The 25,906-nt window shown below is 41.9% G+C and carries 21 protein-coding genes; 2 read left to right on the top strand and 19 right to left on the bottom strand.

Translation table 11 applies throughout. From position 1 onward, the window contains the following. Window positions 1-247 precede the first annotated feature (247 nt). The 4 genes from PGQ33_RS12335 to PGQ33_RS12320 all read right to left on the bottom strand — a co-directional run bounded on the left by PGQ33_RS12335 (window position 248) and on the right by PGQ33_RS12320 (window position 4,215). Window positions 248-1,159 (bottom strand): CvpA family protein, encoded by a 912-nt coding sequence (locus PGQ33_RS12335; RefSeq protein WP_270205824.1) that lies wholly within the window; start codon window positions 1,157-1,159, stop codon window positions 248-250. Between the two features lie 9 nt (window positions 1,160-1,168). Further along, window positions 1,169-2,347, bottom strand: a complete 1,179-nt coding sequence (locus tag PGQ33_RS12330; protein ID WP_118199588.1) for a DUF5711 family protein — start codon at window positions 2,345-2,347, stop codon at window positions 1,169-1,171. Window positions 2,348-2,415: 68 nt separating this feature from the next. Next, a complete protein-coding gene (locus tag PGQ33_RS12325; RefSeq protein ID WP_118199587.1) occupies window positions 2,416-3,549 on the bottom strand; it encodes a LysM peptidoglycan-binding domain-containing protein in 1,134 nt (377 codons plus the stop codon). 66 nt (window positions 3,550-3,615) lie between these two features. Next, window positions 3,616-4,215 (bottom strand): HD domain-containing protein, encoded by a 600-nt coding sequence (locus PGQ33_RS12320; protein WP_117836386.1) that lies wholly within the window; start codon window positions 4,213-4,215, stop codon window positions 3,616-3,618. Between the two features lie 193 nt (window positions 4,216-4,408). Here PGQ33_RS12320 and PGQ33_RS12315 point away from each other — a divergent pair, with 193 nt between their 5' ends. Then, on the top strand, window positions 4,409-5,209 hold the full coding sequence (locus tag PGQ33_RS12315) for a hypothetical protein (protein ID WP_118199585.1): 801 nt from the start codon (window positions 4,409-4,411) through the stop codon (window positions 5,207-5,209). Between the two features lie 176 nt (window positions 5,210-5,385). Here the strand turns inward: PGQ33_RS12315 and PGQ33_RS12310 are convergent, their stop codons facing one another. The 8 genes from PGQ33_RS12310 to PGQ33_RS12275 form a co-directional block, all read right to left on the bottom strand. Then, on the bottom strand, window positions 5,386-6,327 hold the full coding sequence (locus PGQ33_RS12310) for a transketolase family protein (RefSeq protein WP_022220697.1): 942 nt from the start codon (window positions 6,325-6,327) through the stop codon (window positions 5,386-5,388). Further along, a complete protein-coding gene (locus tag PGQ33_RS12305; RefSeq protein ID WP_055158468.1) occupies window positions 6,315-7,151 on the bottom strand; it encodes a transketolase in 837 nt (278 codons plus the stop codon). Before PGQ33_RS12305 ends, PGQ33_RS12310 begins: the two co-directional genes overlap by 13 nt. A gap of 94 nt (window positions 7,152-7,245) precedes the next feature. Continuing rightward, complete coding sequence (gene fsa, locus PGQ33_RS12300; protein WP_008370963.1) at window positions 7,246-7,902, bottom strand: fructose-6-phosphate aldolase; 657 nt, start codon at window positions 7,900-7,902, stop codon at window positions 7,246-7,248. Between the two features lie 263 nt (window positions 7,903-8,165). Continuing rightward, the gene (locus PGQ33_RS12295) at window positions 8,166-9,266 is read right to left on the bottom strand and encodes a LacI family DNA-binding transcriptional regulator (RefSeq protein ID WP_195255219.1); all 1,101 of its coding nucleotides are present in this window, start codon (window positions 9,264-9,266) and stop codon (window positions 8,166-8,168) included. A gap of 67 nt (window positions 9,267-9,333) precedes the next feature. After that, complete coding sequence (gene recR, locus PGQ33_RS12290) at window positions 9,334-9,930, bottom strand: recombination mediator RecR (RefSeq protein ID WP_270205823.1); 597 nt, start codon at window positions 9,928-9,930, stop codon at window positions 9,334-9,336. A 16-nt stretch (window positions 9,931-9,946) separates the two neighbouring features. Continuing rightward, the gene (locus PGQ33_RS12285) at window positions 9,947-10,297 is read right to left on the bottom strand and encodes a YbaB/EbfC family nucleoid-associated protein (protein ID WP_022220696.1); all 351 of its coding nucleotides are present in this window, start codon (window positions 10,295-10,297) and stop codon (window positions 9,947-9,949) included. 21 nt (window positions 10,298-10,318) lie between these two features. Beyond that, window positions 10,319-11,887 (bottom strand): DNA polymerase III subunit gamma/tau, encoded by a 1,569-nt coding sequence (gene dnaX / locus PGQ33_RS12280; protein ID WP_270205822.1) that lies wholly within the window; start codon window positions 11,885-11,887, stop codon window positions 10,319-10,321. 14 nt (window positions 11,888-11,901) lie between these two features. Continuing rightward, on the bottom strand, window positions 11,902-12,978 hold the full coding sequence (locus tag PGQ33_RS12275) for a 6-phosphofructokinase (RefSeq protein WP_270205821.1): 1,077 nt from the start codon (window positions 12,976-12,978) through the stop codon (window positions 11,902-11,904). Between the two features lie 306 nt (window positions 12,979-13,284). Between PGQ33_RS12275 and PGQ33_RS12270 the strand changes: the two genes are divergently transcribed. Continuing rightward, window positions 13,285-14,148: a methionyl aminopeptidase gene (locus PGQ33_RS12270; protein ID WP_055249318.1), complete on the top strand. Its 864-nt coding sequence runs from the start codon at window positions 13,285-13,287 to the stop codon at window positions 14,146-14,148. Between the two features lie 73 nt (window positions 14,149-14,221). On the opposite strand, the gene PGQ33_RS12265 is transcribed toward PGQ33_RS12270, so the two are convergent. The 7 genes from PGQ33_RS12265 to PGQ33_RS12235 form a co-directional block, all read right to left on the bottom strand. Next, window positions 14,222-15,661, bottom strand: a complete 1,440-nt coding sequence (locus PGQ33_RS12265) for an MFS transporter (RefSeq protein WP_117835928.1) — start codon at window positions 15,659-15,661, stop codon at window positions 14,222-14,224. 98 nt (window positions 15,662-15,759) lie between these two features. Then, the gene (locus tag PGQ33_RS12260; protein ID WP_270205820.1) at window positions 15,760-17,286 is read right to left on the bottom strand and encodes a response regulator; all 1,527 of its coding nucleotides are present in this window, start codon (window positions 17,284-17,286) and stop codon (window positions 15,760-15,762) included. Beyond that, complete coding sequence (locus PGQ33_RS12255) at window positions 17,267-18,958, bottom strand: sensor histidine kinase (protein WP_008370994.1); 1,692 nt, start codon at window positions 18,956-18,958, stop codon at window positions 17,267-17,269. Before PGQ33_RS12255 ends, PGQ33_RS12260 begins: the two co-directional genes overlap by 20 nt. Next, window positions 18,955-20,178, bottom strand: a complete 1,224-nt coding sequence (locus PGQ33_RS12250) for an ABC transporter substrate-binding protein (RefSeq protein ID WP_243000058.1) — start codon at window positions 20,176-20,178, stop codon at window positions 18,955-18,957. Before PGQ33_RS12250 ends, PGQ33_RS12255 begins: the two co-directional genes overlap by 4 nt. Window position 20,179: 1 nt before the next feature. Next, a complete protein-coding gene (locus PGQ33_RS12245) occupies window positions 20,180-22,069 on the bottom strand; it encodes a fructose-bisphosphatase class III (RefSeq protein ID WP_008370998.1) in 1,890 nt (629 codons plus the stop codon). Between the two features lie 15 nt (window positions 22,070-22,084). Next, on the bottom strand, window positions 22,085-24,598 hold the full coding sequence (locus PGQ33_RS12240) for a hypothetical protein (protein WP_117835922.1): 2,514 nt from the start codon (window positions 24,596-24,598) through the stop codon (window positions 22,085-22,087). 36 nt (window positions 24,599-24,634) lie between these two features. Continuing rightward, on the bottom strand, window positions 24,635-25,798 hold the full coding sequence (locus PGQ33_RS12235; RefSeq protein ID WP_270205819.1) for a class I SAM-dependent methyltransferase: 1,164 nt from the start codon (window positions 25,796-25,798) through the stop codon (window positions 24,635-24,637). Window positions 25,799-25,906 lie beyond the last annotated feature (108 nt).

Raw genomic sequence — 25,906 nt, 5'->3', positions numbered from 1 at the left:
TTTTATATTATATCAAAGTGTTTCATGTTTGTCAACAACTTTTTTAAATTATTTTTTGTCGCTTTTTATTTTTATTAGCGACAACCTCTATATAATATCATGTGTATTTTGTTTTGTCAACACATTTTTTGAGGTTTTTATTTTTATTTTCAAAGGCTACCTTACATCCCTTATTATAAATAAAAACCCATCACTTTTCCGTGATAGATTTTTATGATACCATTATCAGTTTCTATTGTCAAGCCTTTTATCTCAACATTGTTGCAATTTTCATAATTATATTATTATCATATAAAAAACTAAGGATCTGATCTTCTCTGATCATTCCCATTGCCTGCTTTCCTATCGTTGTTGTATACAGAAGCGTAATTACGATAAACAGGATCCCTACTATAATAAATGAAATCGTCGACCCTACCAGAACTCCTGCCAGCCTGTTCAGAATTCCCAGAACCGGAAGTGCTGTCACAAAATCAAGCGCAAACACAACCGCTCTTATCACAATGGTTGCAAACAGGAATGTTACCAGAAACGCGACAATCTCGATAACCAGCTTTGCAAAATATTTGCTTACATATTCCGCAAATGTCGTTACCCCAAGCTTCTGATAAACTTCACTGTTATTATTTTCCAGAAGAAGATTCTTAAATACATCCGGAAGATCTGCCCCCTCGATTGCCACTATCTGCATTTGCTTTGGAACCTCAGCCTCCATGATTGACTGCTCTGCCTCTTCCGTTGGCACATGTCCATCGAAGATATTTGGTGAAATTCCATACTGCTGCAGCATCTCATCTGACACATTACCATTTACAATATCTTCCACGGTAATTCCTGCTGCTTCCAATGTCTGCTCAGATACACCTGCCGCCGAGAGGATTCCCCGTACCTGCTCTTCCGTAAATCCCGAATTTGTATCCGCTTCTCCCGTGAAGGCTTTTGTCATCGTTTTTATACACTGCTGTTCTACCATCTCATCAATCGGTGTAAGCGAATAAATTGCCTTGCTGACATACGGCGTTGCAAAATACACAACCGCCAGTGTAAGGATCGTCGCCCCAAGCGATACAGCAATCCTGACAGCACCTTTGGCAAATCCTACAATGGCTCCTATTGCTATAATGCCCCCGACAATTACCAATAAAATATTTACTTCCATACTCTACTCCTATTTTACAAGCCGTACCTCTGCAAGTCCGTCTGCATTCATCACCAGGTACTTATTGATTCCGAAAACCGGAATTACTTCTTTTATCTCATATTCTGTCGTTCCTTCAAATTGCTTCACACCAAGCTTGGAATAAATCAGGCAAGAAGTCCCATCATACATGATAACATTTCCATCTGCAATCTTTACATTTCCATATTCCCCGGTAAATGTTTTAGATAATTTCTGATTTCCTTCCATATCATACAGGCGAAGCTCATATTCTCCGCTTTCTTCTTTCAGTATGAACCCAAGATATTCATCGTCATGGAAAAAGCTTTTAATCTGCTTATCCAGCTTTACTGTTTTAGAAAGCTTCGGCTTGTCCGTTTCCTTATAGATCATAAACGACTGATCTCCGACCAGTACAGACTTCTTCTCATCTATAAAAAACGAAGTCGGAACAATTGTGTTTTTGTAAACATCATCAGCAACCTGATATTCTTTGTTTGCTTCTTCTGTATTATCAAAATTCAGGTATCCGACTCTTGTTGCCTCGACACCATCCGCTACACACAAATATGAAATCTGAAGTCTCGTTCCGTTCGGCGAAAGTGCGATTCCAATCGGGTATCCGGTTCCGGTAAGTGAAGCTCTGTGCTCTACCAGTACATTTCCTGTCGCATCATAGCACACAACCATTGGTGAATTTTCGTTATTTAAAATCGTACTGACAATTCCATTTTCCGCAACAGCTATCTTCTCGATCGGATAATTCGTATGGATTTCTCCCTTCGCGCCTTTTTCATCCATAACATAAATATCATTTCCACCGCGCTCTGCGACCGCCATCGCTTTTCCCGACACATTGATAACCGGATCCTTAATCTGATAAGACTGGTTCCACTGCTCTACACCTTTTTTATTGATATACGCAATTCCATCCCGTCCATATTTGAGCATTCCGTCTGCATATTGCAAATATTTCAGATCACTTGATTCTGTCTCTTTATTTTTATAGCTTTGCAGAGTCCGTAAGCTTGTATATGTCTGCAATTTCACAAGCAGATAGCTGCTGATCAGTGCAAACACAAACGCCAAAATCGTTACCGCCGTCTTTATTCTCTTTTTTACTTTGTACGCCTTTATCTTCTCTTCCAGGTTTTCGTCCGGATCACGTACCTTTACTATCACATCCATAACCTGTCCTTTTCCTGTCGTTAGTTTGTTGTTAGTATACCACAGTTTTTATTCATATGTACAGAAAACTACGGCAGAATCAATTTCTGTCCGATAAAAATCAGGTTTCCGTCCGACAACCCGTTCATTCTGCAGATCGCATCTACATGTCCACTATCCCCGTATACTTTCTTGCTGATTTTGGCTAGCGTATCGCCTTTTTCTACAATATAAATATCTTCACTCATTTCCTGCATTGCGCTCATCGAAGAATCATCGACCTTTTCTTCCTCTGTCGAAGCAGAATCAGAGCCCTCTCCCTGCTGTGGCATCGGATCCTGCTGTTCCTCTGTCTGCGGATCATTCGTCTGCTCTGACTGAACGGTATTCTCATTTTGTTGCTCATTTGCTTCTTTTACTGTGCCACTGGTTTTCTGCGTTTTTTCCTCGCCCTGCTTCATGATCGAATTACGTATAAATTCCAGGGATGACTGGACACTTTTCATTTTCCCATAATTGTTCAGGGTTGTCACGCCCATAATCAGAACCACAATTACCAGAAACACGCTCGCCACGTATGTCAGCCTGGAAGTTTTCTTCTGCTCCTGCGCCTCAAATCTTTCTTTTACAAGGTTGCGAAAATCTTTTGCAGCCTTATCTTCCACAACTTCGCTGGGTGTCACGCCAATCTTTTTCCGTGCCGTAATCATATAACTCTGCATTGCAGCATTTTTTTCATAATAAACATAATGCCCGCCAATCTGCATCAGCTCTTTATATTTGTAACAATAATACTGTTCTTCCACCTCTGCATTATCTTTTAATATAAAAATAGTATTTCTTTCGGAAAAATATTTTTCATGGGTATTGAATATCTTCGTATCTATCACCATTCGCGCGCCCGGTCTGCAGAGCATCCAACCAATCATCGTACCCTCTTCAAAATATTCCTTTTTCTCCTGCTCTGCTTTTTCAAAATTCTCCTGTGAAATGATTTCATTTTCATCATCGGAAAATTCCATGCAGATCGCGCCAAAAATATAGAGACACTCCTGACCTTCTGTTACTTCTTTTTTACCGACCAGAAATGCACCTGCCTGTTCCTTATCTGCTTTATCACAAATCTGATTCAGAAATGTATCTACATAATCTTCCACGTAAATCTTCGGAGTATCACTCACATTTCCTATCTGACGTACATTTTTTGGAAATTTGTTTTCCATAATACTCTCACCTCATTCTGCATATTTTGTAGTTTAGGCTATCGTATCATATGGAAAGCACACTTTTTATCGCTTTGTGTCTACTAAATAGGAAAATCGTTCGACAATCCTGTCCATTCCCCGTTTTTTCTTTACCGGATCGCTCTCCTTCCGCTGTGCAGTCTCAAAACTGCCGCAATACTTGTCAGCAAGTGTCGTAATCCATCCTTCTTTTGTCCGCGGCACAGAAAAAAGTGTGACCGGCCACATATGGTTGATGATAATATCCCGTTCGATGCTATTCAGATCAAAAAATTTCTCTGCGTTCATGAGCGCTCTTTTCGGATGCGTCATCCCATGAAAATGATCCCCTGTCCGCTTTGCATGGGTATGCCAGTCGTACAAAAACAAATCATGCAGCATTCCCGCACGCGCTGCTGACCTTGCATCCAGTCCAAGTGCCTTACACCAGATATAATTATAGTAAGAAACATGAAGACAGTGCTGATAACAGTTTGTCACTCCATGATGCGGATAAAGCTTCATTCTCAGCACTACCGGATGGGTTGCGATATCTTTGATGCATTCATAAAACTGCTCAAATTCTGCATCCTGCTCCTCCGGTGTTTTATTTTCCTTTTTTAATTTATCATTTAATTCAGTTATCGTTTCCTGTAATTTTTCCATTTTGGGTATCCTCTTTTTTCTGCCGTGTTCCTTTTCCCGGCGTACTTTAAGTATACCAAAATTTCTTTTGTTCCACCTCATTCTTTTCTAAAGAATTCCTTATGATTTTGTGATGTTTCTGTGATTCATATTGTTTCTTTCAAATTCCTGGTATAAAATAGGGCGAAACAAAAATGAGGAGGCTGATTGTAACATGAAACAAATTTATGAAGACCTGTCAGACGATACTGACTTTGATATCATTGATCTGGATGACGTACCGGATCGGGATACCGTAAAAAGGCGTAAAAAGAAATCTCAAAGAGATGTAAATAAAACCAACAAAAGCGAGGAAGTAAAAAAGAAGGAACACTCTTCCTCCGAAGATCCTTCAGAGGATTCACGAAAGGAGCGGTCTAAAAAAGCCCGGAAACGTACTTCCGGAAACTCTGGAAACGGCAGTTCAAAAGCTTCCGGGAAAAAGCGTTCCACTCCATCCGCTTCGATCATCACCACTCCGGTGAAAAAGACCGTGCAGACAGGCGCAAAAATAACCGGCAAACTCCTGCAGACCGGAGCCCGTGGCGTAACGCTTCTGATGATCGCCGTAATTGCATTTAATATTTTCAAGAATTTCTGGAGCTGTTATCCAGTATATGGTTCACTTGCCACAGCGGTAAATGCCAAGAATTATACGCTCGGTGCCTTCCTTGGCGTCGCAGCATTTCTGCTGATTATGGAGATTATTTTCTTCCTGTGGGCGCTGACCGGACCATGTGCTTATGGAGACAGGGGTACAAAGCGTGTCGATACCGGACGGGGGCTTTTCTCTTTCCTGTTCATCGGTATAACTGTAATTGCTGCCGGAATATTCTGGAATCTGATTCCTTCTTCTCCATCACCACTGACCGGTCTTGCCGGCGGTCTGCAGCTGTATGGAAGTCTGAAAGGAATCCTTCTTCCATTATGCGGAATTGGACTTGTAAGCTGTATTATACGGAAAATATTTTCCTAGAACGGGAAATATGCCACTCTCAAAATATAACTGGTTATAGTGCCACTGGTCTGGTGCTGTATCCTTCTCACTCCCACAGCGGATCAAGAACTTTCCTTTCATCCATAACAAAAATGCCAGTCCCGATTTACACCGGTTCTGGCATTTTTATTATAGATTCTCAGAATCCTTTTTTATTATTTTACAAATGCTTTTACTTTTTCGCAGATGCTGTCTGCATCAAGTCCGTATTTCTTGATCAGTTCAACTGCCGGACCAGATTCCCCGAACGTATCCATAACACCAATCTTCAGAACAGGTGTAGGAAGTTTTTCAGAAAGCACATCACATACAGCACTTCCAAGTCCACCGATAACAGAATGTTCTTCTACGGTAACAACTTTTCCTGTCTCTTTTGCTGCTGCAACAATAAGTTCTTCATCAATAGGTTTGATCGTATGGATATTGATTACTTTTGCATCGATTCCGTCTGCTGCAAGCTTTTCAGCTGCTGCAAGAGATTCGCTCACTTCAAGTCCTGTTGCAACGATTGTTACATCTTTACCTTCGCGAAGTACGATTCCTTTTCCGATCTCAAACTTATAATCCGGATTATCATTGATTACCGGCACTGCAAGTCTTCCGAAACGCATATATACCGGTCCCTGATGTTCATATGCTGCAAATACAGCTGCTCTTGCTTCTACATCATCTGCCGGGCTGATCACTACCATACCTGGGATTGTTCTCATAAGAGCGATATCTTCGTTGCACTGATGGGTAGCACCATCTTCACCAACGGAAATACCTGCATGTGTAGCACCGATCTTAACATTGTTCTTCGGATATCCGACAGAGTTACGAACCTGTTCGAATGCACGTCCTGCTGCAAACATTGCAAATGTACTTGCAAACGGAACTTTGCCTGTTGTAGCGATACCAGCTGCAACTCCGATCATGTTGCCTTCTGCGATACCACAGTCGATAAATCTTTCCGGGAATGCTTTCTTAAACATTCCTGTCTTTGTAGCTCCGGCAAGGTCAGCATCAAGTACTACTACATCATCATGCAGTTTTCCAAGTTCAACTAAAGCATTACCATAGCTTTCTCTTGTTGCGATTTTCTTTACTTCTGACATAATGCTTCACCTGCTTTCTCTAAATCTTCCATAGCGATCTTATATTCTTCATCATTCGGAGCTTTTCCATGCCATCCAGCCTGGTCTTCCATGAAAGAAACACCTTTACCTTTTATGGTCTTGGCAATAATAGCTGTCGGCATTCCTTTTGTTTCTTTTGCTTCTTTGAAAGCAGCTGCAATCTGATCAAAATCATGTCCATCGATATTGATTACGTGGAAGTTGAATGCTTCAAATTTCTTGTCGATCGGGTATGGTGAGTTAACTTCATCAATACGTCCGTCAATCTGAAGGTTGTTATTATCTACAATTACTACCAGATTGTCCAGTTTTCTGAAGCCTGCTAACATAGAAGCTTCCCAAACCTGTCCTTCCTGAATTTCTCCATCTCCGAGAAGTGTGTATACACGATAGTCATCATTACTCAGTTTTGCAGAAATAGCCATACCTACTGCTGCTGAGATTCCCTGTCCCAGAGATCCACTTGACATATCAACACCCGGGATGTGCTTCATATCCGGATGTCCCTGAAGGTAAGATCCTGTATGACGAAGTGTCTTGAGGTCTTCTACCGGGAAGAATCCTCTGTGTGCCAGTGCAGAATAGTATCCCGGAGCTGTATGTCCTTTGGAAAGAACGAAACGGTCGCGGTCTGCTTTCTTAGGATCCTTAGGATCGATATTTAACTCTTCAAAATATAAATATGTGTAGATGTCTGCTGCTGACAGAGATCCGCCCGGATGTCCGGATTTGGCAGCGTGTACTGCTGTCACGATGCTCTTACGGATTTCATTTGCAGTTTTCATAAGTTCTGACTTGTTCATGAAAATATGCCTCCTGAAATAGTTTATTTTTAGTCACTTTGTCGGAAGCGCAGATTAGTGCTCTTCCGACAGTAAATTATTCCGATTGTAAATTTTATTCTCCGAATACTGCTTTGTAATCAGCCTGGAATTTTGCGATACCAGCATCTGTAAGCGGATGATGTGTCATCTGTTCAATTACTTTGTAAGGAACAGTTGCAATATCAGCACCTGCAAGTGCACATTCTGTAACGTGCATTGGGTTACGGACGCTCGCGCAGATGATCTGTGTATCAATATCTCCGGCCGCTGCAAACATCTCAGCGATTTCTTCGATCAGTTCTGTTCCACGTACAGAAATATCATCCAGACGTCCAAGGAACGGCGATACATATGTAGCCCCTGCTCTTGCTGCAAGAAGTGCCTGGTTTGCTGTGAATACCAGTGTTACATTTGTCTTGATTCCTTCAGCTGTAAGAGCTTTACAAGCTTTCAGTCCTTCTACAGTCATCGGAATTTTAACTACCATGTTCGGATGGATCTTAGCGATTTCTCTACCTTCTGCAATCATACCTTCTGCATCAGTAGTTGTTGCTTTTACTTCTCCACTGATCGGTCCGTCTACGATAGATGCGATCTCTGCGATAACTTCTTTAAAATCACGTCCCTCTTTTGCGATCAGTGACGGATTTGTTGTAACTCCGCAGATAACTCCCATATCGTTAGCTTTTTTAATGTCTTCCACATTTGCTGTGTCGATGAAAAATCTCATTTCGTTTTCCTCCTTATGAACATGAAAATTCGTATTTCCCGTTATCAGGAATCTCTCTTTTTATCTGATTGCCTGACTTGGTTAAATTATATCGCAATTTACTCTGACAGGTCAATAGCCATATGTTTTTATTAGTAATTTTTCACATTAATATTAACTATTTTATTAGTAATTTTTTGATACCGTTTTTGGATAATTCTTTATTTTATAGCGTTTTCAGAGACATAAACTATGAAATATTACTAATATTTTTTGAATTTAAACTAATTTTTCCCTTTTTTTGTTTTCGCATAAGACGTCGTTCCACGAACGATCAGACGAGGTTCATATTCTACATGGTAGGTGCTGATCGGCTGGATCTCTGAATACTGGCTGTTCTGAGAAAGAATCTTTTTCATAATGATATCACAGGCATCCCGCCCTTTGAAAACGACAAAATGCTCGATCGTTGTCAGCGACACCTTATGCATCTTCGCAAACAGTGTATTATCACATCCCATTACGGAAATATCTGCCGGAACTTTATATTTTTCTTCGTGAAGTGCATCCAGGATTCCAAATGCGATCATATCATTTAATCCGACGATCGCAGTAATATCATTATGCTCTCTCAAAAGCTCTTTCGTCAGATCATATCCGATCTTATACTCCGAATCGATATTCGGGATGCTCATATCGATCGACTCATTTGCTGCCTTGATGATCACATTGCCTTTTAATCCAACAGCATCAAATTCTTTCAGAAATCCTTCCACCCTTTTGGATCGCTGCTTCTGTCTGGTTGTAAGAGGTGGCGCAATATACGCTACTTTCCGATGCCCCAGATCCAGAAGATGCTTTGCCATCATCCTTCCGAGTTTGGAATTATCCAGTTCCACTGCATCTACATTCAGATGCTCATTCTGGTTATTGATAATTACGATCGGAATTTTTTCTGCCAACTCTTCTATCGTATCCATAAAACAATGGCTTGGATTGCAGGTATAGATAATGCCAAGCGGTTTCAGCTCATGCATCATCCTGAGATACCGCTCTTCCATCTTCAGATCCCTCTGGGTATTGCACACAAACAGTCCATATCCCTGCTCCTTTGCACGGGATTCAATCCCCTGAAGCAACATAACATAATAAGGGTTCGTGAGGTTGGAACAAAATACGACAATCAGTTTTTCTTTCCTGCTTTCTCTGCGTGTCTTTCTTTTCGGTACTTCGTATCCCATCTCTTCTGCGATCTGTTCCACTTTACGGATCGTTTCTTTTGAAAATGATACATTATATTTTTTATTCAGGATCATGGATACCGTTGCCTGCGACACACCTGCCGCATGTGCGATATCCGAAGAGGTTACTTTCTTCTTTCTCATATCTTTACTTCTTTCAAATGCATACGTTTCCGGCACTCCTCGCAGTCCTTAAGTCACGTTAAGTCACCTAAAGTGCTGTACGTCCTTCCAGTGCACGCAGAAGCGTCACTTCATCAATATATTCCAGATCGCCGCCGACCGGCACGCCGCTTGCGATCCGACTGATCTTGATTCCTGTCGGCTTGATCAGTTTGCTGATATACATCGCAGTAGTCTCCCCTTCCAGGCTGGAATTGGTTGCGATGATCACTTCATCCACATCCCCCTGAAGGCGCTCCATCAGCTCTTTTAGCCGGATATCTCCAGGTCCGATCCCAAGCATCGGGGAAATTGCGCCATGAAGTACATGGTACACACCGTTATATTTTCCAGTCTTTTCATAAGCTGCAAGATCTCGGGAATTTTCCACAACCATGATCGTCTTATGATCCCGCTCCTCGCTGGCACAGATCGGGCATAATTCTTTGTCAGTAAGCGTGCAGCATTGCTTGCAGTATCTTACATTATTTCTTGCATCTACCAGTGTCGCTGCAAGCTGTTCTACCTGTTCCTTCGGCATATTAATGATATGAAAAGCCAGCCTTCCGGCTGACTTTGCTCCGATACCAGGCAGTCTTGATAATTCTTCGATCAGTTTACTGATCTGACTGCTGTAATAATCCATCTTTTACACTCCCGTTCTAGAACATTCCCGGCATTCCGCCAAGTCCGCCAGTCAGCTTGCTCATAGCGGAAGTATTTGCCTCATCGACCTGACGAAGTGCTTCATTGACTGCTGCCATGATCAGGTCTTCCAGCATCTCTACATCATCCGGATCCACAACTTCTTCCTGAAGTTTTACTTTCTGGACTTCTTTTTTACCGCTTACGGTCACTTCTACAGCTCCGCCGCCTGCAGTTGCTGTAAAACTTTTCTCTTCCATCTCTTTTGCCTGCTCTTCCATCTGCTTCTGCATCTTCTGAGCCTGCTTCATTAAATTTGCCATATTTCCCGGCATTCCGCCTCCTGGAAATCCTCCTCTTTTTGCCATAACTATAAATCCTCCTAATTATTATTCATCTTCAATCGTGATCTCCATATTGATCACTTTTTCTATATCCACAAAACTGTCTTCAAAATGGCGTCCGTTCTCCACCTGACGCACATCAATCTCCACAGTCTTGCCGATTTTTTTCTCAATCAGATCTTTTAATTCCTGCTTATGTTCTTCGCTTCCTACCACGCTGGCGCTGATCTCATCCGGCAGAACGATCAGAAGTCTGTCCTGATTGTCCACGCTGAGTCTTGCCTGCTTCAGATAGCCTCTAAGCATTCCTGATGCTTCGTTTGCAATCTTCCGGAAATTGGATGTCACCTGCTTTACATCTTCCTTCAGTGCTTTCGGAAGCTGCGGTTTTGGCTGTGGCTTCGGTGCTTCACCATTTACATAAACAACCCTCTCCTGTGGCTGCGCAACTGCAAAACTTCTTTCTTCTACCTGTTTTTCCAGTGCACGGATCCGGTCCAGAAGACTGTCCTTCGTACTCTCCATCTGCGGTTTGCAAAGCTTGATCAGTGTTACTTCCAGAAGCACTCTTTTCTGTGTTGCATATTTGAGCTGATTTGTCAGCTCGGAAAAAATACGGATATACCGGAGCAGCACCCCGGATTCGATCATCTGTGCTTCCTCTTTCAGCTGCGCCAGATTCTCCGTCGATACATCCAGCACATCTTCCATATTATCCGAAGTCTTCACCAGAAGAAGGTTGCGCAGATACCAGGTAAAATCTGCCGCAAGTTGCGTCAGTTCTCTACCCTGCATCACAAGCTCTTCTACGGTAGCAAGTACCTTTCCCACATCCTGGCTGATGATCTGTCTGAGAAGCCGGCTGAACACATCCGTATCCACCGCGCCAAGAACCTCAAGAACATGATCGTAGGTCAGCTTCTGTCCGAGGTAAAACGCAATGCACTGATCCAGAAGACTTAGTGCATCTCGCATGGATCCGTCCGCCGCTTTCGCAATATAGCGGATTGCTTTTTCTTCTACCTCAACTTGTTCTTTTTTCATCAGTTCATCCAACCGCGCTGCGATCGTATCGATCGTAATACGCTTGAAATCGTAGCGCTGGCATCTGGATAAAATCGTGATCGGAATCTTATGTGCCTCTGTCGTTGCAAGAATAAAGATTACATATTCCGGAGGTTCCTCCAAAGTCTTTAACAGAGCATTAAATGCACCTATTGAAAGCATATGCACCTCATCGATGATATACACCTTATATCTTCCCTCCGTCGGACGGTAGGATACCTCTTCCCTGATCTCACGGATATTGTCCACACCGTTGTTGGAAGCCGCATCGATCTCAATGACGTTCATGGAAGTACCGGCTGCAATATTTTTGCACATGGTACATTCCCCGCAGGGACTTCCGTCTACCGGATGCTCGCAATTGACTGCCTTTGCAAAAATCTTCGCTACTGTTGTCTTTCCGGTTCCTCTTGTGCCACAGAACAGATATGCATGTCCGATCCTGTCCGCCTTTATCTGATTCTTCAGCGTTGTGATAATATGATCTTGTCCTTTTACGTCTTCAAATTCCGCAGGACGGAATTTACGATACAGGGCAGTATATGACATGTTAAATTACTCCTTTACTCATCACCAAAACTGATTCCGACAATCTTGGCTTCTTTGATGATATCCGCTTTCGGATCTACCATCTTCAGCTTTCCGGCAACCTCTCCAAGCGGAACCTTGCGGATGTTGCCGTTCTTGATTCCTACCATATATCCGTAGTCCTCTTTTAAGATCAGGTCTGCTGCTGCTGCTCCAAGTCTGGTTGCAAACACACGGTCATACGGACACGGGCTTCCACCTCTCTGCGTATGTCCCGGAACCGTGATACGAACCTCCTGATCCATACGGTTCTGGATCTTCTCTGCAAGCTCATATGCCACAGACGGATAGCCCTTCTTTTCCTGTTTTTCTTTTAATTTTTTCTTCGGAAGGGCTGCATCTTCTTTTGTGATCGCGCCTTCTGCAACCGCGATGATCGTAAAATGCTTTCCTGCCTCTGTACGGCTCTTGATCGCACGCACTACGTTATCCACATCATACGGGATCTCCGGGAGAAGAATAATATCTGCTCCGCCTGCGATTCCGGCATGAAGTGTTACCCATCCTACTTTATGCCCCATAACCTCTACAATAAATACACGGCTGTGTGAAGTTGCAGTTGTATGGATTCTGTCAATTGCTTCCGTTGCGATATCTACCGCACTCTGAAAGCCAAATGTCATATCTGTTCCCCACAGATCGTTGTCGATCGTCTTCGGAAGTGTAATCACATTCAGTCCTTCTTCTCTTAACAGATTCGCAGTCTTATGGGTTCCATTTCCTCCCAGTACTACCAGGCAGTTCAGGTTCAACTTGTGATAAGTATGCTTCATCGCTTCGACCTTATCGATTCCATCCGGTCCAGGTACGCGCATCAGTTTAAACGGCTGTCTGGATGTTCCGAGGATTGTTCCACCCATCGTCAGTATTCCCGAAAAATCTTTTGCTGTCAGCATCTCAAAGTTCGAATAAATAAGTCCTTTATATCCATCCTGAAATCCATAAATTTCCACATCGTTTCGTTTTGAACAAAGTCCTTTTACAACACCTCGCATGGCTGCGTTCAGTGCCTGACAATCCCCACCACTGGTAAGCATTCCAATTCTAAACATAATTGCCCATCCTTTCCCTGTTCATCTTTTCCAGATCAGTCTGTTATTTTCAGTTATAATCCCTTTGTATTATAACCGATTCCTGAGTCCTATACAAGCAATAGTTCTGCTGCAAAACTGATACATACCGCATCCTGGTCTGTCATTTTGAATCACATCTGGCGAAATGCACAGCACAGATTGACTTTTTGTTCCGGAATGGATATATTATAGAAGTGAAACAGTTAGTGCAGGCATACATCTGATTTTTTGTGATCACATCAGACTCTGCACGTAAAAATTTATAAAAGAAAGTCAGGTATTCTCATGGAAAGAAATGAATTGTGCTGGTGTGGCAGCGGAAAAAAATACAAAAAATGCCATCTTATGATCGAAGAAAAGATCGCATATCATGCAGATAAAGGAGAAATCGTTCCGACAAGAGATATGCTCAAGACCATTCCTCAGATTGAAGGAATCCAGAAAAGTGCAGATCTCAATACTGCCGTACTTGATCATGTAGCTGCCCATATCCACGCAGGCATGAGTACAGCCGAAATTGATAAATTAGTTTATGACTATACAACCGAACACGGCGGAATCCCGGCACCGCTTAATTATCAGGGATTCCCAAAGAGTGTGTGTACTTCTATTAACAACGAGATCTGCCATGGTATTCCGGATGAAAATATTATTCTGGAAGAAGGCGATATCATCAATGTGGATGTATCTACCATTCTGGACGGATATTTCTCAGATGCATCCCGTATGTTTATGATCGGCAAGGTCAGCGAACGTGCCGAAAAACTGGTTCGTGTCACACAGGAATGTGTCGAACTTGGACTTGCGCAGGCAAAACCATGGAACCATCTCGGAGACATTGCAGATGCGATCAATTCACATGCAAAAGCAAATGGCTATTCTGTTGTAGAGGAAATCGGCGGACATGGTGTTGGTCTTGAATTCCACGAAGAACCTTGGGTAAGCTATGTTACACCAAAGGGAAGCGAAATGCTTCTGGTTCCGGGTATGATCTTTACCATCGAACCAATGATCAACGAAGGCAGTCCGGAATTCTTTGTTGATGAAGACAATGACTGGACGGTTTATACCGAAGATGACGGACTTTCTGCTCAGGTAGAATACATGGTCCGCATTACGGATGATGGCGCTGTCGTTATGACAAAATAATTTTCTATTACAAAAAGGACCGGATGGCGAACTGCCATCCGATCCTTTTACTATTACTATTTATCTTATATTTCTAATTCTGTTTTGCGTTTTTTCTACGTTCATCCAGTTCTTTTCTAACTGTCGGATATACCTTATCGATTCCCATAAATAAATACCAGATGATTAAAACAACGACTGTGATAGCCAGTGGCAGATATAAGAACAGACTCTTAATTGCAAAGATCGCACTGTCCGGCTGAACAGCTGCCGTTCCATTATAATTTCCTGCCGCAAGGATCCATCCAAGTGCTGCCGTCCCAAGACCTGTTCCGATTTTCTGTCCAAAGCTGGTTACACTGTAAGTAAGTCCTTCTTCTCGGATTCCGTCTTTCCATTCACTGTAATCCACTACGTCTCCAACAATTGCGAACAGGCAGGAATACAATGCCGCATGACCAATTCCCTGTAAAACCAGTCCTCCATAAATCATCGGAAGATTGACCGGTCCTGCAATTTCAAGAATAAGTCCTGCTCCATAGAACAGGAAGCCCACAAATAATGCTTTGATCTTTCCAAATTTTTTTGCAAAAATAGGGATCAGCATGATCGTAAGGATCGTTGGGATATAGTTAAATAATGTCATTGTACTGTTGATCATCTCATTGCCAAGTACATATTTTGCATAATAAATTCTTGATCCACCGGTAAGTCCGAGTGATGTATAAATAATTGCAAATGCTAATGTGATCAGAATAAAGTATTTATTGCTGCAAAGAATTTTAATAGTCTTAACCGGATGTTTTTTCTTCTTTTCAGTCACTTCCGGTTTGATCGGTTTATATCTTTCTTTTGTTCCGGCAAATGTTGTAATAAACATTCCAAGTGCTACGATCGCATAAATAATACTCATGCAGGTCCAGCCCTTCTGGCCGTTTCCAAGGAAATGTACCAGCGGAATCGTAATCACATTGATTACCAGCTGTGCGATCATTGTAAATTCAAACCGGATTGTATTCATTACATTTCGGTCATGCTGCTCGGTTGTTACCAGCGAAAGCATGGTATTGTAAGAAAGATTTGATGCAGTAAAACAAACTGCTGCAAGGAAAATATATACAAGCAGCATATAAATTGCTTTTCCGTTTGCTCCGATATTCGGAACTGTAAAAATCATAATCAGACTGACAACAAGCGGAGGTGCACTCCATAATACCCACGGACGAGCCTTTCCCCATCTGGTATTTGTCTTATCGATAATAACACCCATAAAAAGATCGGATACTCCATCAAACAATCTTGCGATCAGCATCAGGGTTCCGACTACTCCTGCTGCAATTCCTGCCACATCTGTACAGTAAATCGTCAGGAATGAAGCTACCGTTGTCCACACAAGGTTTGCTCCGATATCACCAACTCCGTAACAGACTTTTTCTCTGGTGGAAACCCGCATACCTTCTGCTTCTTTTTTGACTGCTTTACTTTTTGTTTTTTCTTTAATTACTCCGACGGAAATTTTTTCGACTGCTTCCATCTTACTTCCTCCTCTTCTCAATTTCTGAACCTACTATAGCAAATTCAGATTTTTAAAAAGGAGAAATTTTTTATAAAAAGAGGAATTTTACAAACTGATTATGTATTCATCCTCCGATATTCGTTCGGAAGCATTCCTACTTCCTGTTTAAACACCTTACTCATGTACTTGGGATCCGAAAAACCTGCCATTGAAGCAATCTGATTCAGCTTTAATTCCGTATCCAGAAGTAATTGTTTTACATGTGCGATTTTATATCGCCTTATGATCTCCGTAAAAGAAGAGCCTGTTTCTTTTTTTAACTGTGTACCCAGATACTGTTCGGTAACATGCAGTCTCCTGGCTGTTTCCTCCAGATTGATTCCGTCACTGTAGCATTCTTTAATAATAGAAAGAGCTTTCTGTACCAGAAGCTCTGCCGAAGTCTGTTTTTTTTCATCATTTTCTATGCAGACAAATAATTCCAGCATTGCATCCATGATTTCTTCCCAGAAAACAGCATTTAAAATCGTATGTAATATTTTTTGGACAAGCAGATCTTCATCCCGTAATGTTCCACACTCTTTTGCAGTATTGATCACAGCGTAAGCAAAACGGATACAAACCTCTCTGATTTCCTGCGGGCTGTGGACTTCACGTAATCCTGCCTCCATAAATTGCTGAAAGCACCGGGTAAACGCAGGATAATCCAGATGGATTACCGCACTCCTTGCCTGATTCTCCAGATCTGCCGGATAAGTAAAACGCTTTGTCCTCAGTTGCGCGATTTTTTTGCACTTGATCAATACCCGGTTGCCAAGTATTAAATGCCATCCGCATGCTTCGGTCAGCGCATTTTCAATCTCCACCAGTTCTCCCAGCCCTTGACACTCTTTTCCCGCAAATGCCCCATGATCATGGATTCTCATAGAAAAAGCCGGTACTACCGATTGCTTCAAATACTGTATAAAATTTTTTTTTGCTTTCACATCATAAAAACAGATAAAAACAGACTGCCTCTTCTCTCTCCATAACCAGCACATTTTTTTGTCCGGATTATGTTCCCGGAATTCTTCTAAAAAAAGCTCTGCTTCTTTTTGTTCGGAATCATAATACTTTCCCATAAAAAGATACATACAGTAAATTTGTTTTCTGCTGGAGAACCCATATTTCTCCAAAAGCGTCTCCTCTAACCTAGAATCCTCTTCATACTCGCCTTCTAACGCATCTTTTATGACCGTTTCAAGTGAAAGAGAATTTTTCCCTCTCTGTTCTACGAATATCTCTTCCTTGATTTTAGAAAGGGTGTTCTTCAGTTCCGTAAGATTAACCGGCTTTAGCAGATAATTTTCTATTCCGAGTGCAATTGCCTTTTTTGCATAATCAAAGTCAGAGTATGCCGTAAGAATCACAACCTTAGTCATACTTCCTCTTTCTCTTGCTTCTTTTAACATCTGCAGACCGTTCATATCCGGCATCTGGATATCAAGCAGGATCAGATCCGGATCCTGTTCTTCAAGAAGAATTAAACCTTCTCGCCCATTTTCCGCGCTTCCTACCACCTGGTATTCCGGACTGATTTTATTCAAAATATGTACAAGTCCCTCACGAATCGGTCTCTCGTCTTCAATGACTGCTATCCGCATCGTCATTTCCTCCCTGTATCGGAATAAATAAATGTACTTTCACGCCACCCGAAAGAATATTTTCAAAATAAACTGCTGTATCTTCTCCGTAATAGAGTTCCAACCGCTTTCTCACATTGGAAATTCCGAGATGATTCTTTATCTTCGTTCCTTCATTGAGTTCTTTTAATCTGACTTTCTCAATACACTGCCCATTATTTACAATGATCAGATGTAATTGTTCTTCTGCCTTCGCAGCTTCGATGGTAAGCCGGTGTTCGCCCTTACATCCGCGGAAACTGTACTTGATCGCATTTTCCACAAAAGGCTGAAGCAGCATTTTATGAATTTTATAAGTTTCCAATTCCTCCGGTATTTTAAATATCAGCTCGATTTTTTCTCCTAATTTTTCCTGCTGCAGAAGAATATACTTTTCCAGCCATACCTTTTCCGCTTCGATCGTTGTCAGTTCCCCTGCATCATTAATGGCATAACGCAGGATTTCGGCAAGCGCCACTAACATCTCACTGATTTCATACTGCTCATTTTCAATGGCTTTCCAGTTGATGGTATCCAGGATATTATATAGAAAATGAGGATCGATCTGTGCTTCCAACGCTGAGATTTCTGCATTCTTCTGCTCCAATGCAGATTGTTTCACCTGACCGATCAAATGATAGATCCGTTCAGTCATATCATTGAAGCCTTCCGATATCTTCTGTATTTCTATACTGTCATTTTCTTTGATTGCAAGCTTCTCCCTGAAATTATCTTTCTCCAGATTTTTCATCGCATCTACAATCTCATTTACCGATACCATGACTGGTTCTGTAACTTTATAGATCAGAAATACAAAAACAAGCAGCACTGCCACTGCCAGCAGCAACCAGAATACGATCTGTTCTCTGATTGCTCTCTGATATTCACTCAGCGACTGGCACAATACGATTTTCCAGCCGCTCCGGGTATTTGTAATGGATTTTTGACTGACCCTTTTCGTCTCTAAAATATCTTCCGTCCTGCCCAGTAATTTTTCATTTTCCGCTCCGACGATCCTTCCGTCATCTATCAGATATATTTCCGATCCTTTTCCAACATCCAGCACGGAACTCAGTTCATCTGCATCGACTGACAGAATCACTTCTCCCAGATCTTCACTGATATCCCAGTAATTTACTACCTTACGGCTGATATGAAACATCCTTTCTGGATTTTCATTCTCTTGATCCATCGTATAAGACAGCATCTCTTCTGTCTCCGGAACTGCAACCTTTTCAATCCAGGAACTGTTCACCGAAGAAGAAGAAAGCCTGTCATAAAAGATTCTTTTTCTATCTGCCAATACCAGCTGAATCCCGTCCACACCCTGATTTCTGTTACAGATATGTGAAAATTCACTTCGCATATTATAGGCATCTGTCTCCATAATATCAGCAGATTCTTTCGCGGTAACCGCAAGATTTAAAAAGTCTTCAGCCGTAGTGATATCATACAGAATCGTCTCATACTTATCCAATGTCATATTCAGACACTGATTTGACTTCTGAAGATCTGCCTCTGCCTGATTGTTCATATTATCAAGGGTGCTTTTTTTCAGACGCGCCTGCGATATCACTGTAAAAATAGTGATCGGAATGCATGCCGTAATAATAAATGCAGGAATCAGAATCTGTCTCAGATTTTTCTTTTTCATTTCTCTGCTCCGATTTTCTCTATCTTTTCTGCACTTTTATTCAATATTGTCTGCGGATCCTCTTCCTCCACCAGTATCTGTCTCAGAGTATCGGAAAGGGTCAGGGAAATCCGTGGCCATTCCGGAGAAATCTCACGAATCCCGGCAGCCTTATACATTTTTATAAATGTTCTCTTTTCCGGATCTTCGGCAAATTGTTGTTCCATAATATCCTGACGCGGTGCAAGAAAACCAAATGCATCAATATATTCTTTCATTCGGTCTTTATCTGCCAGAAACTTTAAAAAACGGATTGCATACTCTTTCTTTTCATTCTCCGCTACTGCCAGAATTTCTCCTCCGGCTACCGAAACCGATGTCTCTCCTCCCGGAATCGGTGCAACACCGAATTCCAGATCCGGATTTCCTTCCCTGATACTGTCAATCGCCATAGAGGAATTGAACATGATCCCAATTTTTCCTTTTAGAAACTGATTTGTCAGATCTCCCATGGTAAGAGAAATGCTCTGCAAACTCAGACTTCCTTCTTTTTCCATCTGATCCAGCAGAAGAAATGCTTTTTTACTGTTTTCTTCTGCAATTCTATACACGTCCCCTCCCATTGACCATAAGATCGGCAGAAATTCATACATACTTTCTTCTGTCTGTAAAGCAGTGATCGCAAACCCTTTTACATCTTCATTGCTGATCTTCGCCGCTGTCTCTTGAAATTCTTCCCAGCTTTCCGGAACTTCGCATCCATTTTCTTCCAGGAGTTTTTTATTATAGAACATCCCTGTACAGTTCACACCAAAAGGCTGCCCATAAATTCTTCCATCTATCGTACATGGTTCCAATGCTTTTTCGTTATATTCCTTTAATTCCGGAATAGCATCTGTAAGATCAGCAAACGCTTTCATATGATGTAGAAATTGAAAGTCCGAAGAGTCCACTACGGCAATATCCGGCATCTTTTCTTCCGACATCGCCAGGGCAAGCTGTTTTTTAAAATCTTCATCCGGAATATAAGATACTTCTATCTCAATATCCTCCTGCATCTTATTAAACTGCTCTACCAGCTCTTCCAGATGTCTCTGATTATCCGGTATATCCCAGTAATGCCATAATTCAATGGTTTCTTTCTCTTTCGCTTTTGTTTCTTCCTTTTTCCGGCATCCTGCACAGCTGCATAAACTAACTGTCATGACAACACATAAAGCGCATGCAAAAATCTTTTTCACTCTATTCCAACTCCCCTTCACGGTATGCACGGAGCAGCATTTTAAGTGCCTCAATATCCTCCTTGATCTTCTTTCCGCTATCTGTATCCCGCACCATCAAACGTTCTTTTTCGGTCTCGACCAGTTCTGATTTTGACTCGATATCCTTATTTTCCGTAAGTGCCGCATACACACTCAGGAAAGGCTGGTGGGATTTGATCCGGATACCATGGGAATTGAAGATCAGTGTATACCCGGCAATTCCGGTAGTCTTATGGTAGCTCTTGCAGAAACCTCCATCAATGACCATTAATTTTCCATTCGCACGGACCGGATGCTCTCCTTTTGAAGTTCTGACCGGTGTATGCCCATTAATGATATGAGCACGCTCGGAATAAAGGCCAAACTCATGCAGAATCATATTGCAGACCTTTTCTTCTTCGTAAAATTTATAATATGGATTTGATTCTTCATACCATGTCGACTCATCCAGCACATAAGTACGCTCAAAGGTTTTCGTATTTCTTCCGGAAAGTGGAGACTTTCTTCCGCACCACAGATACCACATAAAGTCTCTGTCTTTTTCTTTCGCCTCCTTCGACCAGGCTCTTCTGGCAACATGCTCTGCATAGTCCAGATATTCTCTTCCTCGATAGCATCTCTTCCCAAATACAACGCCGTCAAAGTTTCCGCTCTCATCCAGCGGCACACAGCCGTGATACAGAAGATTATCGTTGAAGATCCGGTACATACTTCCTTTTTTATACAGGAAATCTATATGCTGTCGCAGACGGATACTGTTCACAAAAGCCATCTGAAGACCTTCCATTACATTTTCTTCCTCTTCGGTCAGCTGATAGACTTCTTCCACGCTTTCAGCTGCAAAACTTACAGTTGGAAATTCTTCCTTCTTGATCTTATATTCTTTTCCGCCAATTTCAACAACCTGACGTTTCACATCCACTTTATGAAGCAGCAATTTATCTTCCATCTTGTAATCCGGATTACGCAGGATCACCTGGCCTTCCAGTTTAAAAAGAAGTACAGAAATTGCTTTCAGTGCCGCTTCCATCGGATCGATCTGCGGGTATATCTTTTCTGCAAATAAGGTCAGATTTCGCAGACTGATCCCATAGCTATTCTCCATGATCTTCATATTATCATATTTCAGATTGTTACGGATAACTGTTGCGATACAGGCTCTGCTTCCTGCCGCTGCCCCCATCCACAGGATATCATGATTTCCCCATTCAATATCAATGGAGTGATAAGTCGTAAGCAAATCCATGATCCGGTCTGCACAAGGACCTCTGTCAAAAATATCTCCGACAATATGTAGATGATCGACTGCCAGCCGTTTAATCAATCCGGCAAGCACCTCGATAAATTCATCTGCATTCTGTAGTTCAAGGAGCGTATTCAGGATATTGCGGTGATACACCAGCTGATTATCATCTTCATCCTTCTGTACATGGATCAGTTCATCCAGAATATAGGCATATTCTTTCGGCATCGCTTTTCTTACTTTTGAGCGGGTGTATTTGGATGAAAATAATCTTGCGATATCGATTAGTTCTCCTAAGATCACACGATACCACTCTTCATTATTTTTTCCTTCCTTTTTTATCATTGCAAGCTTTTCAACTGGATAATAGATCAGCGTACAGATTTCTTCCCGGTCCAGATCTGATAAAGTATCTTCAAACAACAGATCTACTTTTTCCCGAATCACACCGGAGCAGTTATTTAATATATGGCAAAATGCCTCATATTCTCCATGCAGATCACTCATAAAGTGCTCTGTCCCTTTTGGCAGGCTGAGGATTGCTTTAAGGTTAATAATCTCTCGGCAGACCGCCTGCTCAGTTGGGTATTTTTCTGCCAGAAGTTCTAAATATTTCTCGTCTCTCATTTGCGTCCTCCAAATTTATTTTACATAACCAAAAAATACATTTCCGCTGCCGCTTACCATTTGCGCCATCTCTTCAGGCGTAGCCGAATGACGTTCTCCGTCTGCCGGATCCAGATAAGCATACTTCGCATCCGTGTATCCGATGACCAGTACCGCGTGATCCACACTGAGCATTGCGATCACCGGTGTCTCATGGCTGATCGTATAGCGGATTTCTTCCGGTGTACATCCGGTCAGATCAAACCCTTCTCCACCGGTTGCTTCTGTCAGGATTTCTGCCGGCGACTTTCCGTTTTCCAGCTCTGTTGATGCATTTATATCTTCTGCGCCTTCCAGCTTCAGGATCCGGTTCAGGCACGCTGCAAGTGTACTTTCACCTTCTCCTGTCCGGAACTCATCCATATTATTTACTTCATAAATATCCGGCGTATTTCCGGACTCCCATACATATTCCTGTGATGAAGAAATGACCACACCTTTTATCTTCTCCGCTTCCTGGATCGCATAAGATGCTTTTTCATACACCCCCTGCAGACTGCCAAGTGCATATACATAATACTGATTCTTTACCTTCGGTTTGTCAAAGCTGACAACCATCGGTTTATCAAACAGTACCTGCTTTGGTTTTAAAATTTTTGCTTTGCTGTCTTTGATCCCATTTTCATAAGTAAGACGAACCAGAGTTCCCCGCAGATCATCATTGTAGGTCTCAACTGTGATATTGCTCTCTTCCTTCTCCTGATTGTTGGTAATATAATCTGCCGTTGTTGAAATATAGGTATTCTCATTTCTGTTTACCCGATTAAGTGTCATCATATTGTCTGCCACATAGCCATCCAGAATGTAAAAATCCTGTACCTCATAGGTCTTGGCTATCTCCTGTTTCTGCGTGATGATATCCACTTTATACATCGGGTACACACTCTGTCCGGATATATTGGTTCCTGCATCGCTTCCACGCAGCGTGCCATAGGCAAAATCATTCCGGATAAATCCGATCGGTTTGACATATTCGTCTCCTTCGGATGTAATATCAAAGGATTTTCCCGTCTTCAGATTCAACACGATAATCTTCTGCGACTCATTGATCTTTCCGCCCTCACTCTGGTAAGCAAGCAGATGTCCGTCTGGTGAAACCTGATACTGCCCTTCCTCCAGATCTTTCACCAGCACCTCTCTGGTGTTGTCCTTCAGATTCACAAGATACAATGTACCATCTATCATTACATAAAGATTCTCATCAGAATTGCTGTAATATACAAATTTACCCAGATCCTCTTTCATCAGATAATATCCGTCTTCACTAGGGACAAATGCTTTTTCCGTAACGGAATTTTTTTCTGCGTCAAAATAATAGACTGCTACACCTACCTGCCCTTCATGTACACCGCGATTCATATAACCCACTACAGTAAATGTGGTATTGCCTTTTTCATCTACTGAAATCAGGCGGATATCATGCAGGTCGCATAATGTACGCACATCCATGTTTTCCGCATCTGCGAAGCCGAATACCAGTGACATTTCATCCTCTTTTTTATCATAATGCCAGAGCTGGTTATCCTCTATAAATGCTACAATGGTTCCATCTGTATTAGTCTCATACTCCAGGTCCGTCGGCGCAATCCCAACAAGAACACCTTTCTGGTTCAGCGCAGTTGTCTTACCATCAAATCTCTGATTCATCGTGCGATCATAATCAAGCAGATACTGTTGTGCATCTTCCCCGGTGCGGATCCGGAAGAATTCCTTTACACTGTAAAGCCGATCAGCATAATCAGTATCCCCGGTGCACTTTACCTGGTATTTGAGGACAAGTGATGTGTAATTCTCATTGCATTCCTTAATTTCCCAGTATACATTTCCCGATACCTGCGGTGCAAGCGAACCCCATGTCACCTGTGACTGTGTCGATGCAAGTGTAACCTCCTGATAGGTGGAGCTGTCCTCACTGGAATCTGTTTCCAAATAGCTTTCGACCTTATCACCCTGATTTTCGAGTGCCGCATTGTGGAAATCATTTGCGAAATCCAGGCTTTTCTTATAGTTGCAATCTGCCGAATTCTTGATCCTGGTATAAAAATAAATATTTTGATTATCCAGGTACAAGGTTACTTTCAAAATCCTCTCTTCTTTCAGGATCTTCGTATTCTTGAAATTTAAAGTTACTGTATCCTGAACATCTTTAATGGTTCCCTCCTGAATACATTTTTTCCCATTCAGTGTATATACCTGCCAGTAAACCTTCTGGATCTGGTTATCATATTTTGCAATGTTCATATCCAGCTGGTTATTTGTGACGGGTGTCAGTGTATCACGCATTGAAGTAAGCGTCATATCGCTTTTATATCCCGGCAGTGAGTTCACTTCATATCCTTCTGTCGTAAAGGATATTCTTGGCAATGTCGCACCTCCCATATCTGCACTCATATCAGTGTTGCCTCTGTTCGTCACATAACTGGATACGATAACTGCAAGAATAAATACAGTAGTCAGTACCCCTGTCTTTATTGCTATCTTTTTAAACATTGTAATTATAGTCCCCTTTATCTTAATCTGCTAAATTTATACTCCTTTTTCTCCCTCTTCATTCTGCTGATCCAATAATCTCCCCAGCATTGGATCGATGTGAAGCATTTCTTCACATGTGCGGATTGCCTCTGTATTTTTTCCTTTATTTCCCGTGTAAATGGCCCGTATCAAAATATTCTTCGGTGTATGCTCCATATCGATAAACTCCAGGATCTGTGTGTCATATCCCTCCCTCTTGAGATATTCTGCACGCATAGCATCCGTGACAAGAGCTGCCATTCGCTCTTTGATCAGTCCGTAAGAAAACAGCGGTGCAAGTGTTTCATTTGCAATCTGACGGTTCACTTCATGCTGACAGCACGGAACCGAAAGAATGACCTTCGCTTTCCAGCCAACTGCTTTTGCAAGTGCAAAATCGGTAGCGGTATCGCAGGCATGCAGCGTCACGACCATATCCACTTCATCAGAGCCGGTATAATCTGCAATATTTCCTTCCATAAACTTCAGTTTTCTATAGCCATATTTTTTTGCAAGCTGGTTGCATGCATAAATGACATCCGTCTTCAGATCCAGTCCGATGATCCGGATATCATAACCTTTTAACTCATGCAAATAATAGTAAATTGCAAATGTCAGATAGGATTTACCGCATCCAAAATCCAGAATCGTTACTTCCCTGTCCTTCGGGAGCTCCGGAAGAACATCCTCGATAAACTCCAGGAAACGGTTGATCTGGCGGAACTTATCAAACTTTGTCCGCACGATTTCCCCTTCTTTTGTCATAACTCCCAGATCCTGTAAAAATGGAACTGCTTTTCCTTCCTCCAGGATATAATGCTTCTTCCGGTTGTGTGACAGATCAATCTCTTTGAACCTCCCGGTCTGAAGCCGTCTCTGAATCGTCATTTTCCCTTTTTTGCTGACCAGAACCTGATAGAGGAATTTTCTCGTCTCCATCTGCATCTGTTTGAATTCCTGCATGGCATTTTCAATATATCCTGCTGCTTCTTCATTCAGATTGTGGTGAAATACCTGGTTGTTCCGGTGCTCTTCGCACTGGTACAAAATATTGTCTTTATGCTCCACAGGGCGGATCTTAATCTTTACAATTCCGCCTTTTTCACGTGGATTGCTGATTATTGCTGATAAAAATTCTTTATTTAAACTCTTTTTTAAGATATTATTCAATGATTCCATTTTAATTTCCCCTTACATTTTAGGTTATATGTACGAATCCAGTTTTTATTGTAAAGCGAAATAAAATAGAGCGCAAGGGAAATTTCCCTTACGCCCCATATTTACCTG

This window comes from Coprococcus sp. AM100_B19A, assembly GCF_027662015.1.
Lineage (GTDB): Bacteria > Bacillota > Clostridia > Lachnospirales > Lachnospiraceae > Allocoprococcus > Allocoprococcus comes.
Note: the sequence above shows the minus strand (reverse complement) of the source record. Positions and strands in the feature narration are given on the sequence as shown.

Excerpts from the sequence above, each read along its gene's own strand:
- PGQ33_RS12335 (WP_270205824.1), bottom strand. The coding sequence starts at position 1,159 with ATGGAAGTAAATATTTTATTGGTAATTGTCGGGGGCATTATAGCAATA.
- PGQ33_RS12330 (WP_118199588.1), bottom strand. The coding sequence starts at position 2,347 with ATGGATGTGATAGTAAAGGTACGTGATCCGGACGAAAACCTGGAAGAG.
- PGQ33_RS12325 (WP_118199587.1), bottom strand. The coding sequence starts at position 3,549 with ATGGAAAACAAATTTCCAAAAAATGTACGTCAGATAGGAAATGTGAGT.
- PGQ33_RS12320 (WP_117836386.1), bottom strand. The coding sequence starts at position 4,215 with ATGGAAAAATTACAGGAAACGATAACTGAATTAAATGATAAATTAAAA.
- PGQ33_RS12315 (WP_118199585.1), top strand. The coding sequence starts at position 4,409 with ATGAAACAAATTTATGAAGACCTGTCAGACGATACTGACTTTGATATC.
- PGQ33_RS12310 (WP_022220697.1), bottom strand. The coding sequence starts at position 6,327 with ATGTCAGAAGTAAAGAAAATCGCAACAAGAGAAAGCTATGGTAATGCT.
- PGQ33_RS12305 (WP_055158468.1), bottom strand. The coding sequence starts at position 7,151 with ATGAACAAGTCAGAACTTATGAAAACTGCAAATGAAATCCGTAAGAGC.
- fsa (WP_008370963.1), bottom strand. The coding sequence starts at position 7,902 with ATGAGATTTTTCATCGACACAGCAAATGTGGAAGACATTAAAAAAGCT.
- PGQ33_RS12295 (WP_195255219.1), bottom strand. The coding sequence starts at position 9,266 with ATGAGAAAGAAGAAAGTAACCTCTTCGGATATCGCACATGCGGCAGGT.
- recR (WP_270205823.1), bottom strand. The coding sequence starts at position 9,930 with ATGGATTATTACAGCAGTCAGATCAGTAAACTGATCGAAGAATTATCA.
- PGQ33_RS12285 (WP_022220696.1), bottom strand. The coding sequence starts at position 10,297 with ATGGCAAAAAGAGGAGGATTTCCAGGAGGCGGAATGCCGGGAAATATG.
- dnaX (WP_270205822.1), bottom strand. The coding sequence starts at position 11,887 with ATGTCATATACTGCCCTGTATCGTAAATTCCGTCCTGCGGAATTTGAA.
- PGQ33_RS12275 (WP_270205821.1), bottom strand. The coding sequence starts at position 12,978 with ATGTTTAGAATTGGAATGCTTACCAGTGGTGGGGATTGTCAGGCACTG.
- PGQ33_RS12270 (WP_055249318.1), top strand. The coding sequence starts at position 13,285 with ATGGAAAGAAATGAATTGTGCTGGTGTGGCAGCGGAAAAAAATACAAA.
- PGQ33_RS12265 (WP_117835928.1), bottom strand. The coding sequence starts at position 15,661 with ATGGAAGCAGTCGAAAAAATTTCCGTCGGAGTAATTAAAGAAAAAACA.
- PGQ33_RS12260 (WP_270205820.1), bottom strand. The coding sequence starts at position 17,286 with ATGCGGATAGCAGTCATTGAAGACGAGAGACCGATTCGTGAGGGACTT.
- PGQ33_RS12255 (WP_008370994.1), bottom strand. The coding sequence starts at position 18,958 with ATGAAAAAGAAAAATCTGAGACAGATTCTGATTCCTGCATTTATTATT.
- PGQ33_RS12245 (WP_008370998.1), bottom strand. The coding sequence starts at position 22,069 with ATGAGAGACGAGAAATATTTAGAACTTCTGGCAGAAAAATACCCAACT.
- PGQ33_RS12240 (WP_117835922.1), bottom strand. The coding sequence starts at position 24,598 with ATGTTTAAAAAGATAGCAATAAAGACAGGGGTACTGACTACTGTATTT.
- PGQ33_RS12235 (WP_270205819.1), bottom strand. The coding sequence starts at position 25,798 with ATGGAATCATTGAATAATATCTTAAAAAAGAGTTTAAATAAAGAATTT.